General features: G+C 39.9%; 11 protein-coding genes, 1 other RNA gene and 1 pseudogene. 12 read left to right on the top strand and 1 reads right to left on the bottom strand.

The annotated features are described in order from the left end of the window. The first annotated feature begins 164 nt into the window (after positions 1 to 164). From pyrH to lpxA, 11 genes and pseudogenes are all read left to right on the top strand, one after another. The gene (gene pyrH / locus ACEYX7_RS02420) at positions 165 to 890 is read left to right on the top strand and encodes a UMP kinase (RefSeq protein ID WP_374802254.1); all 726 of its coding nucleotides are present in this window, start codon (positions 165 to 167) and stop codon (positions 888 to 890) included. 88 nt (positions 891 to 978) lie between these two features. After that, the gene (gene frr, locus ACEYX7_RS02425; protein ID WP_374802139.1) at positions 979 to 1533 is read left to right on the top strand and encodes a ribosome recycling factor; all 555 of its coding nucleotides are present in this window, start codon (positions 979 to 981) and stop codon (positions 1531 to 1533) included. 43 nt (positions 1534 to 1576) lie between these two features. Further along, positions 1577 to 2326, top strand: a pseudogene (gene uppS / locus ACEYX7_RS02430) (polyprenyl diphosphate synthase); the annotation flags it as partial. A 99-nt stretch (positions 2327 to 2425) separates the two neighbouring features. Beyond that, the gene (locus tag ACEYX7_RS02435) at positions 2426 to 3325 is read left to right on the top strand and encodes a phosphatidate cytidylyltransferase (RefSeq protein ID WP_374802141.1); all 900 of its coding nucleotides are present in this window, start codon (positions 2426 to 2428) and stop codon (positions 3323 to 3325) included. Further along, the gene (gene ispC, locus ACEYX7_RS02440) at positions 3325 to 4521 is read left to right on the top strand and encodes a 1-deoxy-D-xylulose-5-phosphate reductoisomerase (RefSeq protein ID WP_374802143.1); all 1197 of its coding nucleotides are present in this window, start codon (positions 3325 to 3327) and stop codon (positions 4519 to 4521) included. The genes ACEYX7_RS02435 and ispC overlap by 1 nt, the downstream gene beginning before the upstream one ends. Before the next feature lie 21 nt (positions 4522 to 4542). Continuing rightward, complete coding sequence (rseP, locus tag ACEYX7_RS02445; RefSeq protein ID WP_374802145.1) at positions 4543 to 5886, top strand: RIP metalloprotease RseP; 1344 nt, start codon at positions 4543 to 4545, stop codon at positions 5884 to 5886. A 29-nt stretch (positions 5887 to 5915) separates the two neighbouring features. Next, complete coding sequence (gene bamA / locus ACEYX7_RS02450) at positions 5916 to 8399, top strand: outer membrane protein assembly factor BamA (protein ID WP_374806532.1); 2484 nt, start codon at positions 5916 to 5918, stop codon at positions 8397 to 8399. Between the two features lie 64 nt (positions 8400 to 8463). After that, positions 8464 to 8970 carry an OmpH/Skp family outer membrane protein gene (locus ACEYX7_RS02455; protein WP_374806531.1) on the top strand — a complete coding sequence of 169 codons (507 nt, stop codon included), beginning with the start codon at positions 8464 to 8466 and terminating at the stop codon, positions 8968 to 8970. 16 nt (positions 8971 to 8986) lie between these two features. Then, a complete protein-coding gene (gene lpxD / locus ACEYX7_RS02460; protein WP_374802151.1) occupies positions 8987 to 10033 on the top strand; it encodes a UDP-3-O-(3-hydroxymyristoyl)glucosamine N-acyltransferase in 1047 nt (348 codons plus the stop codon). Between the two features lie 49 nt (positions 10034 to 10082). Further along, a complete protein-coding gene (gene fabZ, locus ACEYX7_RS02465) occupies positions 10083 to 10553 on the top strand; it encodes a 3-hydroxyacyl-ACP dehydratase FabZ (RefSeq protein WP_374802256.1) in 471 nt (156 codons plus the stop codon). A gap of 12 nt (positions 10554 to 10565) precedes the next feature. Then, a complete protein-coding gene (lpxA, locus tag ACEYX7_RS02470) occupies positions 10566 to 11351 on the top strand; it encodes an acyl-ACP--UDP-N-acetylglucosamine O-acyltransferase (RefSeq protein WP_374802153.1) in 786 nt (261 codons plus the stop codon). Between the two features lie 66 nt (positions 11352 to 11417). On the opposite strand, the gene ACEYX7_RS02475 is transcribed toward lpxA, so the two are convergent. Beyond that, positions 11418 to 12407 carry a tetratricopeptide repeat protein gene (locus ACEYX7_RS02475; protein ID WP_374802155.1) on the bottom strand — a complete coding sequence of 330 codons (990 nt, stop codon included), beginning with the start codon at positions 12405 to 12407 and terminating at the stop codon, positions 11418 to 11420. 207 nt (positions 12408 to 12614) lie between these two features. Here ACEYX7_RS02475 and ffs point away from each other — a divergent pair. After that, an RNA gene (ffs, locus tag ACEYX7_RS02480) (signal recognition particle sRNA small type) lies at positions 12615 to 12711 on the top strand. The last annotated feature ends 67 nt before the right edge of the window (positions 12712 to 12778 follow it).

Raw genomic sequence — 12778 nt, forward strand, 5'->3', positions numbered from 1 at the left:
CCATTGGGCATCAGTAAGTGTTAGTCTATTCATATAATCAGAATAACTGATTTTCTTTGTATGTCAACACACCCTAGCCATTCTTGGTAGTAACGACTTATATTCTGATAAAGAATATGTTAAAATCCGGAAGATTTAACTATTGTCGAGCCAACCCTATGATTATGTCTGAAAAAAGTCCGCATTATTCACGCATTTTACTTAAACTTTCTGGTGAAGCCTTGTCGGGCAATCGTGAAATGGGTATCGATGCACAAGTATTAGACCAAATGTCTTTATCTATCGCACACTTGGTCGGACTGGGTGTACAGGTTGGTATTGTTGTTGGTGGTGGTAATTTATACCGTGGTAGTCAGCTGCAAAAAGATGGCTTGGTTGGACGCGTGACTGGCGACCAAATGGGTATGTTGGCGACCGTCATGAACGGCTTGGCAATGCGTGATGCTTTGGTGCGTCGCAACATCAAAACACGTTTGATGTCTGCTTTGGAAATTGGCACAGTAGTTGAGCCATACTCAAGCCGTGATGCAATCCGTCATTTAAATAATGGTGAAGTGTGTGTATTTGTTGCGGGTACAGGTAATCCGTTCTTTACCACAGACACTGCAGCATGTTTGCGTGGTATCGAAATCGAAGCAAAATTAATTCTTAAAGCCACTAAAGTTGATGGCGTATATGATAAAGATCCAAATAAATTTGATGACGCAGTCAAATATGAACACCTTACTTTTGATCAAGTTTTGGATGAAAAATTGGGTGTAATGGATTTGACAGCGATCTGCTTGTGCCGTGACCATAATGTGCCATTACAAGTATTTGATATGAATAAATCTGGCTCATTATTATCTGTTGTGATGGGTGAGAAAGAAGGTACACGCGTCACCAACTAATCAGTTTTAGAATGCTTGATTGAATACAAATTCGCTCAAGCAGATTGATTTCATTTATTTTATTTAGATATGTAAAGAGAGATACGTCATGTTAAATGATTTGAAAAAAGATGCGGAACAACGCATGCAAAAAAGCCTTGAGTCATTAGAACAAGGTTTTGCAAAAGTCCGTACAGGTCGTGCTAACCCATCTATTTTGAATGGTGTAATGGTGTCTTACTATGGCTCAGACGTACCATTAAATCAAGTCGCAAGCATTGGTGTGGAAGACTCACGCACATTGGTCGTACAACCATTTGAACGTAATATGGTATCTGCAATCGATAAAGCCATTCGTGAAAGTGACTTGGGTTTAAACCCAATTAGTGCTGACGCAATCCGTGTGCCTTTACCAGCTTTGACTGAAGAAACTCGCCGTGATATGCAGAAAGTCGCTCGTGGTGAAGCTGAGCAAGCCAAAGTGGCGATTCGTAACATCCGTCGTGATGTGTTAGGTGATATCAAAAACTTAACCAAAGACAAAGAAATCTCAGAAGATGATGAGCGTCGTTCAGGTGATGAGATCCAAAAGATGACTGACAAATATGTTGCTGAAGTAGACAAGCGTTTAACTGCGAAAGAAGCAGAATTGATGCAAGTATAAGCGAGTATTTTTCGTGTCCTTATCATCATCGACAATTCAATCTGTGTCTAAAGCACAAGATGTACCAAACCATTTACCCCAACATATTGCCATCATTATGGATGGCAATAATCGTTATGGTAAGCGAAATCACATGGCAACAGGTGAAGGACATCGTGCGGGTAAAGACTCTTTAGATCCGATTGTTGAACATTGCCGAGCAATAGGCGTGCGGGCTTTGACTATTTTTGCTTTTTCTAGCGAAAATTGGCAACGCCCACAAGCTGAAGTTGAACTATTGATGCATTTGCTTGAAGAAGCCATTCATCAACAAATCCCACGTATGATTCGTCATCAGATTGCTTTACGTTTTATCGGTGATCGTTCTAAGTTGTCACAAAAATTGCAAGATTTGATGGCTGATGCCGAAGCACAGACACAGCAATTCCAAGCGATGACCTTAACTATTGCAATCAGTTATGGTGGTCAATGGGATATTGCAAATGCAGCACAGCGTTTGGCATTAGATGTCAAAAATGGCAAATGCGATGTCAGTGAAATCGATGAAAAATGTTTTCATCAATACACTTGTTTGCATGATTTACCTGCGGTTGATGTGCTGATTCGTACTGGCGGTGATTATCGTATTTCTAACTTTTTGCTATGGCAAGCCGCTTATGCAGAGTTATTTTTTACACCTACGCTATGGCCTGATTTTGAAATCGCTGAGCTAAATCAAATTTTGTGGCAGTTCGCTGAGCGTGAGCGTCGTTTTGGTTTGACCACAGAACAAGTTAAAGCACAACAATTACAGCAAAAAGATTCATCTGTAGCAAAAGATGCAGGAGATCATAATCAATCTTCGCAGTCTGTAACCGATGTTTCTTAGTTTTTATTTATAGAGCAACCATTTATGTTAGAACGTATCATCACCGCCATAGTATTGGTCGCAGTCGTACTGAGTTGTATGTTTGCAACCACATCTATTTATCCAATGCTTGTGTTGATGGTTTTGGCTGCTTTGGGTGCAGGCTATGAATGGTACAAACTCATGCCGCAAAAAGCGGAAATGAGTGATGATGTGATACCTGATGACGTTCAAGATAACGCACAGAGTCAGTCTGCCGAAAATAAAAAACGTGCTCCAAGTAAAGCGATTGCATGGGCGATGGGTCTAGGCTGTGCTGTGGTTGCATGGGCAAGTATCACTTATCTAAAAGATCTGTGGATTTTATTTTGGTTTGCATCAATCATGGTTTGGTTGGTCAGTATTTATTGGGTAAAACGCTATCCAGAATATGATGGTTGGTACAATGGCTTCTTGCCTATTATTGGTTTGATACTGATCGTTGCGGCAATTACTGCAATTTTCTCGTTATGGCATTTATCACCATGGTGGTTAATGTATGCATTCTTGCTTGTATGGGGTGCTGATAGTGGGGCTTACTTTGTAGGGCGTAAGTTTGGAATGCGTAAGTTAGCACCATCAGTGAGTCCAAACAAATCTATCGAAGGCTTAATCGGTGGTTTAGTGACTTCGAGCATGATCATTGTTATGGCAAGTATCTTTTGGTTAGATCTCAAGGGCATTGCTTTTGTTGCATTCTTGATATTGTCTTTAATTACCGTTTTGGCGTCAGTATTGGGTGATTTGGTTGAATCGATGATCAAACGCCGTGCTGATGTCAAAGATTCTGGACGTATTTTTCCTGGGCATGGTGGTGTTTTAGATCGTGTTGATTCTTTATTGGCAGCGGCTCCAGTTTTTGCAGCAGGTCTATATGTACTTAAATTAATGGGGCACAGCGTATAATGTTAAATGTTAGCATTCTAGGTGCTACTGGCTCAATAGGACAAAGCACTTTAAGAGTTATCGCACAACACTCAGATAAATATCAAGTTTTTGCGGTGTCTGCTTGGCAAAGAATGCAAGATTTGGTAGAAATTTGCCAAAAGTTTTCACCAAAAATCGTCGCTATCCCTGAAGCAAAAGTATCTGAATTTCAACAATTATTACAACAACAACAGTTAAAATCACCACAAATCGTGATTGACGATCAAGGTCTAATCGATATTGCACAACATAGTGATGTGGATATTGTTATGTCTGCTATTGTTGGTGCGGCGGGTCTGTTGCCGACTTTGGCAGCACTTAAAGCTGCAAAAAAAGTACTGCTTGCTAACAAAGAAGCACTGGTGATGTCTGGCGATATTATGATGCAAACCGCCAAGCAATCGGGTGCTACATTATTACCAGTTGATTCTGAGCATAATGCGATTTTTCAATGTTTACCTCAGCATTATACTTCTGATTTATCAGTGGATAAAAAACCTAAACAAGGCGTACAACAATTATTATTGACTGCGTCAGGTGGTCCTTTTCTCAATCATGATATTGATACCTTGGCAAAAGTAACACCAGCACAAGCATGTAAACATCCAAACTGGTCGATGGGTCAAAAGATTTCAGTGGACTCAGCAACATTGATGAACAAAGGCTTAGAACTGATCGAAGCTTGTCATTTATTCTCTTTAGATGAACGATTTGTTCAGGTAGTGATTCATCCACAGAGTATTATTCACTCAATGGTTCAATATGTAGATGGCTCAACCTTGGCACAAATGGGCTCGCCTGACATGTGTACACCGATTGCACATGCATTGGCATATCCAGAACGAATTGTTACAGACGTCAAAAACTTAGATTTGTTTGAAGTTGCAAAGTTAGACTTTTTTGCACCTGATCACGATAAATTTCCTGCTTTAAATTTGGCAAGACAAGCAATGCGTCAAGGTGGCACAGCCCCTGCAATTTTAAATGCTACCAATGAAATTGCAGTGAGTGAATTCCTACAGGGACGTTTAGGTTTTTTACAAATTAGTCAATTGGTAGATAAAGTATTACAACAAAGTCAATTTACTACAGCACATGATTTAGATGTTATACTACATGCCGACAACCAAGCACGACATGATGCCAAGCGATTGGCGAGTCAAATTTTTGCCTAAGTAATAGGATAATTTTAGCCTATGAATTTAATTTATTTCATCTTATTATTAGTACCACTGATTGCAATTCATGAATGGGGACATTTTTGGGTTGCACGGTTGTGTGGGGTGAAAGTATTAACGTATTCCATAGGTTTTGGTCCGACCTTGATTGATTGGACTTCAAAAAAATCAGGTGTCAATTATCGCTTGGCGGCACTACCATTAGGTGGCTATGTCAGAATGCTAGACGAGCGAGAAGGCGATGTGCCAAAAGAACAACAACATATGGCATTCAACCGACAAAATGTGTGGAAAAGAATCGCTATTGTGGCAGCAGGCCCGCTGATTAATCTTATTTTAGCTGTGTTTATCTTTTTCTTATTGAGTCTGCCTGCCAGTGAGCAGCTTAATACGCGTATTGGTAAGGTGATCGAAAATACACCTGCGGCAATGGCTGATTTGCGTGTAGGTGACAAAATTACCGCAATAGACGGTAAGCCAACGCCAACATTAGACAAGCTTAGTTATGCTTTACTTGATCGTATCGGTGAGACTGGACAGGTTAATGTACAGTTTGAGCGTAACGGACAAAGCCTAAATGCAAATTTACCGATTGAAAACTTCGTTCGTGATCAGTCTAAGTCACCAATGCGTACATTGGGTTTGATGCCATATCAACCTACTATTCCAGCAGTGATTGGACAAATTAGCGACGATGGTGCGGCAAAAAGACAAGGTCTGCAAAAAGGCGATAAGATTACTGCAATTGATGGTAAGCCGATTAAAGAATGGTCGGATGCAGTAGAAATTATTCAAGCGTCACCAGAAAAATTATTACAAATAAGTATCTTACGCAATGATCAAGCTATGCAATTGGCGGTTATGCCTCAGGGTCGCAAAGACAGTATGGGGCAACAGACAGGCTTTATTGGTGCTGGTGTAGAACGTGTCAATTACAATATTCCAAACGAATATAAGATGACAGTACAGTATAGTCCCCTTGAAGCGATGGGTGTTGCTGTACAAAAGACGTGGAATTTATCCACCATGATCTTAGGTAGCATCTATAAAATGATTCAAGGATTGATTGGTATTGATAATTTATCAGGTCCGATCACCGTGGCGAAAGTCGCTGGCGAAAGTGCTGCGATGGGTTGGCAGACCTTTTTTGGATTCATGGCGTTGATGAGTGTGAGCTTAGGTGTGTTAAATTTACTGCCTATTCCTATGCTTGATGGTGGACACCTGCTATATTATTTGGTAGAAGCAGTACGTGGACGCCCTGTTTCAGAGCAGATTCAGATTTTTGGTTTAAAAATTGGTATAGCATTGTTGGGCACAATGATGCTTGTGGCTTTGTTTAATGACTTTATGCGATTGTAATACAATCAGCAGCAATCTTGGAAGTAACTATGCGGTACAATTCTTTATTTATGCCTTTGGCTTTGGTGAGTGCAATGGCAGTGGCTCAAACTGCCCATGCTGAAAGTTTCACAGTCAGCGATATTCGTGTCAATGGTTTGGTAAGACTCACACCTGTAAGCGTGTACAATATGTTGCCGATTGCTACTGGTGACAACGTGGATGCGGATAAAGTTGCAGAAGCTGTACGTGCATTGCATGCCACAGGTCAATTTGATGACATCAAAGTACAACAGGTCAATAATAGTTTGATGTTTGACGTTGTTGAGCGTCCAATCATCGGTAATATTGAGCTTGATGGCAATAAAATGATTCCAAAAGAAGCATTGCTAGATGGCTTGAAAAAAATGGGCATATCTAGTGGTGCAGTGGTCAATCCAGCTGTTTTACAAAATTTACAAAATGAACTAGAGCAGCAATATATCCAGCAAGGTCGTTACAATGCTAAAGTGAGCGTTGAAACAATTGCTCGTGCGGGTAACCGTGTTGATATCAAAGTAAAATTTATTGAAGGTAAGCCTGCACGTGTTGTAGATATTAACGTGATTGGCAATACTGTATTTAAACCTGCTGATATTCAACGTGCTTTTGCATTAAAAGAAAGTAACTGGACATCGATTGTTACACGTAATGACCGTTATGCTCGTGAGAAGATGGCAGCCAGCCTTGAAAACTTACGTGCGATGTATCTTAACGATGGTTATGTTAATTTTAATATCAACCATTCAAAGCTTGATTTGAGTGAAGATAAACAACGTATTTTTGTAGAAGTCAGCATTGATGAAGGCAAACAGTTTAAATACGGTCAAACTCAATTTTTGGGCGATACATTATTTAAATCTGAAGAGTTAGCAAGTTTACAAGGTTTTAAATCGGGTCAAACTTACTCACAAGCACAAGTTGATAGCTTACGCCAGCAAATAATACGTAAATATGGCAACATCGGTTACTATTTTGCTGAAGTGAACATTGTTCCTCAAATCAATGAAGAAAGGCAAACTGTTGATTTGGCATACTATGTCAATCCAGGACAAAAAATTAATGTAAGACGTATTAACTTTACTGGTAATACCAAGACTGCAGATCATGTATTACGTCGTGAAATGCGTCAAATGGAAAATGCACCTGCTAGCGTAGAGAAGATCGAACTTTCAAAAATTCGTTTGGAACGTACAGGTCATTTTAAATCTGTAGATATGCGTACTACACGTGTACCTAACGCACCTGACTTAATTGATATTGATGTTAAAGTGGAAGAGCAAGCATCAGGCACAAGCTCAATTGCAGTAGGTTACTCACAAGGTGCTGGTGTAACCTATAGCTTAGGTCTAAGCCAAGCCAACTTCTTGGGTACAGGTAATAGTGTAGCGATTGATTTGTCACGTTCAGACAGCTTGGATAACTATAATATCAATGTTTTAGATCCATACTATACGGTTGATGGTGTGAGCCGTGGCTTTAATGGCTATTACCGTAAGACCAAACTCAGTGAAAAACATAACGTCAGCAACTATGTGACGGACTCTGTCGGTGGTTCACTGACTTATGGCTATCCAATTGATGAAAATCAAAGCGTCAGTGCAACACTGAATGTAGATCAGACTAAAGTGACTACAGGTTCTTATGTTTCTACATATGTCCGTGATTATTTGCTTGCCAACAAAGGTAAAGCACTTTCACAATCTCAAGTGTGTACTATAAGTGGTCGTTCACCACGTGATTGTCCACAGAATAAATTGAAAACTTATGATTCATCTTTTGATGGTGACTTCCGTACTTATAATCTTAACCTTGCATGGGCTTATAATACTTTAAATCGCCCAGTATTCCCGACCAGCGGTACTTCACATCGTGTAGGTCTAGAAGCGGCTCTACCTGGTAGCGATGTGCAATATCAAAAGCTCAGCTATGATGCACAAGCATACTTCCCATTATGGAAAGACTTTGTATTACGTGGATACGGTAAGTTAGGTTATGGTAACAAACTACCATTCTATAAAAACTTCTTTGCTGGTGGTGGTGGCTCATTGCGTGGCTACGAAATCAATAGCTTAGGTCCAAAATATCCAGCAATTCATTATAATGCGCGCGGTGTAGAAGATCCTAAATTAGAAACAGTAGGTGGTAATGCCCTTGTACAAGGTGGTTTGGAAATCGTATTGCCGATGCCAAGTAAGAGTGACTGGGCAAGACAAATGCGTCCAGTGATCTTTGTTGAAGGTGCACAAGTATTTGATACTGATTGCAAAAACTCAACCGGTAACATCTTTGTCAATGGTAAAAACACAGACGCTAAACAATACTGTAAAGATAATTTTAGCTTCAGTGCCAAGAACATGCGTTACAGTGCTGGTGTAGGTATGACATGGATTACCATGATTGGACCATTGTCAATTAGCTATTCTTTCCCACTGAACAAAAAACCGGGTGATGACACCAAAAACTTCCAGTTCGAAATTGGACGTGTTTTCTAATCTAATTTTAATCAATAACCTCAAAAAAGATTGGTGCTTTGTCACCAATCTTGGAGTATTAAATATGAAATCTTTCGCTATAAAAAGCTTGGCTGTAGCAAGCTGTTTGTTATTTTCTGGTTTAAGTTTTGCAAACTATGCAATAGTTGATCTACAAAAAGCAGCACTAGATACCAACTATATGAAAACACAAATGGCAAACCTCGAAGCACAGCTTAAGCCACAACAACAAAAGCAAGATGCTTTGACTGTTGAATTAAGAAACTTGCAGCAAAAAGGTCAGCAGAGTGCAGGTCAGCTTAAACAAGCAGATATCGAAAAACTAGAGCAAGAGTTTGCATCAAAATTAGAAGAATTTAATCAAAATGCTGCAAGTATGCAGCAGCGTGCACAGCAAACTATGGCAACAATCAACCAAAATCTCGCCCCACGCATTGAGCAAGCGACCAATGAAATACGCGTACAAGGTAAGTATGATATGATTTTGGACAGCAAAGCGGTATTAAGTATCGATCCAAAAGCTGACGTGACTTCACAAGTGACACAAAAAGTAAATGCGGTATTGAAGTAATAAGAAGGCAAAAGTAATGTCAATTGATGTCAGCAAAATTGCACAATTTATCGGTGCAAAAATTCATGGTAGCGTCACTGAAGTGTACGACCTAAAAAGTCTAGAACAGGCGACGCAAAATGATATTGCTTTTGTTAATGGTGACAAATACTTAAGTCAAGCCTTGGCATCTCAGGCGGGGGTATTGATTGCCCCAGCAAACTTGGTAGATACGCTCAAGCAGCAATTCACTGTACTTGAAGTTGCATCGCCCTATGTCGCATTTGCAATGCTGACCCATTGGTTCGAAAAAACTGTCGCATTTAACGGTGTTAGTCCAACCGCACAAATTGATAAAAGTGCAAAAATTGGGCAAAATGTCACCATTGGCGATTATGTAGTGATAGGTAAGAACGTCACGATTGATGATGATTGTGTGATCTATCCGCATACATTTATTGATGCAGATGTCATGATTGGTCAATCAGCAATGATTCATGCCAATGTGTCAATTATGCAGGGTACACAACTTGGCAAGCGAGTTCGTATTCATGCGAACACTTGTATAGGCTCGGAAGGCTTTGGCTTTGCACCTTATCAAGGACAATGGTATCGTATTGCTCAACTGGGTAAAGTGGTGATTGGTAACGACGTTCGTATTGGTTCTAACGTCAGTATAGACCGTGGTGCTTTGGATGATACGGTCATTGACGATGGTGTAATTCTTGATAATCTAATACAGGTTGCACATAACGTGCATATCGGAAAAAACACTGCGATAGCTGCCAGTACCGTGATAGCAGGAAGTACCCACATTGGGGCAAACTGTGTGATCGGTGGTGCATGTGCGATTGCTGGACATTTAACCATTGCAGACCAAGTCAATTTGACCGGTATGGCAATGATTACCAAGTCCATCTCACAATCAGGCACTTATTCATCAGGTACAAGTCAGTTAGAAAATCAAGCATGGCGTAAAGCGGTGGTTGGTTTCAGACAGCTTTCGCAGACACCTATTCAACAGATTGTTAAGCAACTCAATCAGTTAAAGCAACGTATTGATATGCTTGAACACAATAAGTGAAATTGTCATGAGCCAAACAAGTACCAACGACACCGCTGAGAATTTAGCGATGACTGAGTTTAAAATTCCTGAATTGCCAATGTACACGCAAGCTATTCGTCAGTGCTTGCCACATCATTATCCGTTTTTGTTGGTAGATCGTGTCACTGAAATCGAAGGTGCTAAACGCATCCGTGGCTATAAAAACCTTACTATTAATGAAGAGTTTTTCCAAGGACATTTCCCTCAATATCCACTCATGCCAGGTGTATTGATGATGGAAGCCTTGGCACAATTGTCAGGCATTTTGGGTGTGGTCATTTTGCAAAATGAAGACACGCAAGGCGAGACATTTTTGTTTGCAGGTATGGAAAATGTGCGTTTCAAACGCCAAGTCGTACCAGGAGATCAGTTGCAGCTTGATGCCGAATTGATCATGAGTAAACGTGGTATTTTTAAATTTAAATGTAGTGCCTCTGTAGATGGTAAGATTGCCTCACAAGCAGATATTATTTTGGCACGCCAAACCTTAAGCGTGTAAAGTGTAGGAATTATGAGCGAACAATTGATTCATCCCACTGCCATTATTCATCCAAGTGCTGTACTTGCCGATGATGTTCAAGTCGGCGCATATACAATCATTGGTGAAAATGTACAGATTGGTGCTGGGACGGTCATCCATTCGCATGTGACCATTGTCAAAGATACCAAAATCGGTGAGCGGAATCAGATTTTTCAATTTGCTAGCGTTGGTGAAGACTGCCAAGATTTAAAGTACAAAGGTGAAAAAGTTTATTTAGAAATTGGTCACGATAATGTCATTCGTGAACATTGCACTTTACATCGTGGCACAGTACAAGATAAAGGCACGACCATCATTGGTAATCATAATCTGTTTATGGTCAATACGCATATCGCACATGACTGTGTAGTTGGTAATCATAATATTTTTGCCAATAATGTCGGTGTTGCAGGGCACGTACATGTTGGTGATTATGTGATTTTGGGTGGGAACTCAGGTATTCATCAGTTTTGTCACATCAATTCTTACAGTATGGTCGGTGCGGCTGCATTGATTGTTAAAGATGTACCTGCTTATGTTATGGCATCAGGTAATCCAGCGAAACCTCACGGTATGAATGTCGAGGGTATGCGTCGTCGTGGATGGTCGGCTGAAACGATTAATGGTCTAAAACAAGCATATAAAATTTTATATCGTTCAAACTTGACCGCAGCACAGGCGATTGACAAGATGCGTGTAGAATTATTGCCGCAATTACCAGAAGTACAATTATTAATTGATTCGGTGGCAAATTCACCACGTGGTATCGTTAGATAAATTCTGATGTATATGCATTACAAAAAAAGCGAGATTAATAAATCTCGCTTTTTTGTTTACTTGATTTTAGGGTTTGATTAGATTTTTATCACGGATTGCTTCTTTAGACGCAGGATATTTTTCTAGCAATTGCTTGTAATATGCGTTAGCTTGATTCGTATCACGATCCAAGTTTTGACTGATTTCTGCAAGACGTGATAGTGCTAGCGGTGCAAGGTTAGATTTTGGATATTTATCGACTACAATTTTAAAATTCGTTTTAGCACTCAAAGCACGAGGCGGTGTTAAGCCCAAATTGAATTCACCTAACCAAAAGTGAGCATTAGGAATAAGGCTACTGTTTGGATATTTTTTGATAAAATCTTGCATTGGCTGGATTGCTTTGGCAACACCTTCATGCTCATAAACTAACGATGCGGCTTGATATGCATCTTTATCAGACAGATTGTTTGTCGTCACTGCCGTTTTTGTGGTTGTCGTCGCTGTTGAAGGCGAACGATTGGTTGTTGTGGTAGCATTAGCAGTCTTATTTGTTGCTGTATTAGCATCATTTTGATTGGCTATAGTACCTGTGCCACTTCTGCTACTCGAGGTGTTGCTTGTTGCAGCAGATGAGTTGCGTGCTGTTGTACTTGTAGCTGAGTTATTTCTCGTTGTGTTGGTTGATGTTGTAGTAGTTGACGCAGTATTACTGGTTCTATTACCACTGGTGGTTGCAGTATTTGTCCTATTGGTTGTGGTAGGTGCTGCTGTATTGGTTGTTGTAGTGGTCGATGTACGACGTGTTGCAGCTGGACCCGCTGTTGTCGTATTCGTCGTTGCAGCATTGTTTTTCTGCATCATCTGATTGATTTTAGTATCTTGCTTTTGCACTGTTTCACGCAGTTTTTCCACCTCTAATTGCAATGCGTTGAGTGAAGCAGCATTCACATTTGTTGATGGCATGACATTTACTGGTGATGACGTTGCATCTGAAAGAATGTATTGTTCTACTGGTGCTGCAGTAACTATAGTACTCAAAGCTATGCTAAGTACTAGCAAGTTAAATTGGTTCATCATTTGTTTACCCAAAAAAACATAAATTACGAAGAGTATTAAAAAATTACTTAAAGACTACGATTTGAAATGTGTCAGTAGAATAACTTAAAACTTAAGATGAGTAAATGGTTAAAATTTGAAATTTAATAAAAACCAATAAAATTTTATTAAACAGCTTTACAATGAGCTAAGATTCTCATATAATACTTCACGTTATGATGACCCTGCTGGTGGTCTCGCAATTGTACTCTACAAACCCCGCCAGGACCGGAAGGTAGCAACGGTAGTAGAAATATGATGTGCCGAGATATTGCTAGTAGGGTCATCGCCATTTTAAGAACAATATTTATACTTTCAATTTTTCCCAAAGTGTTAGCCAAGTATCTCGT

It is taken from the genome of Hubeiibacter jixunmingi, assembly GCF_041928215.1.
Lineage (GTDB): Bacteria > Pseudomonadota > Gammaproteobacteria > Pseudomonadales > Moraxellaceae > Acinetobacter.

What these genes read in the sequence shown, in the direction of transcription:
- pyrH (WP_374802254.1), top strand. Translation starts at nt 165, where the DNA reads ATGTCTGAAAAAAGTCCGCATTATTCACGCATTTTACTTAAACTTTCT.
- frr (WP_374802139.1), top strand. Translation starts at nt 979, where the DNA reads ATGTTAAATGATTTGAAAAAAGATGCGGAACAACGCATGCAAAAAAGC.
- ACEYX7_RS02435 (WP_374802141.1), top strand. Translation starts at nt 2,426, where the DNA reads ATGTTAGAACGTATCATCACCGCCATAGTATTGGTCGCAGTCGTACTG.
- ispC (WP_374802143.1), top strand. Translation starts at nt 3,325, where the DNA reads ATGTTAAATGTTAGCATTCTAGGTGCTACTGGCTCAATAGGACAAAGC.
- rseP (WP_374802145.1), top strand. Translation starts at nt 4,543, where the DNA reads ATGAATTTAATTTATTTCATCTTATTATTAGTACCACTGATTGCAATT.
- bamA (WP_374806532.1), top strand. Translation starts at nt 5,916, where the DNA reads ATGCGGTACAATTCTTTATTTATGCCTTTGGCTTTGGTGAGTGCAATG.
- ACEYX7_RS02455 (WP_374806531.1), top strand. Translation starts at nt 8,464, where the DNA reads ATGAAATCTTTCGCTATAAAAAGCTTGGCTGTAGCAAGCTGTTTGTTA.
- lpxD (WP_374802151.1), top strand. Translation starts at nt 8,987, where the DNA reads ATGTCAATTGATGTCAGCAAAATTGCACAATTTATCGGTGCAAAAATT.
- fabZ (WP_374802256.1), top strand. Translation starts at nt 10,083, where the DNA reads ATGACTGAGTTTAAAATTCCTGAATTGCCAATGTACACGCAAGCTATT.
- lpxA (WP_374802153.1), top strand. Translation starts at nt 10,566, where the DNA reads ATGAGCGAACAATTGATTCATCCCACTGCCATTATTCATCCAAGTGCT.
- ACEYX7_RS02475 (WP_374802155.1), bottom strand. Translation starts at nt 12,407, where the DNA reads ATGAACCAATTTAACTTGCTAGTACTTAGCATAGCTTTGAGTACTATA.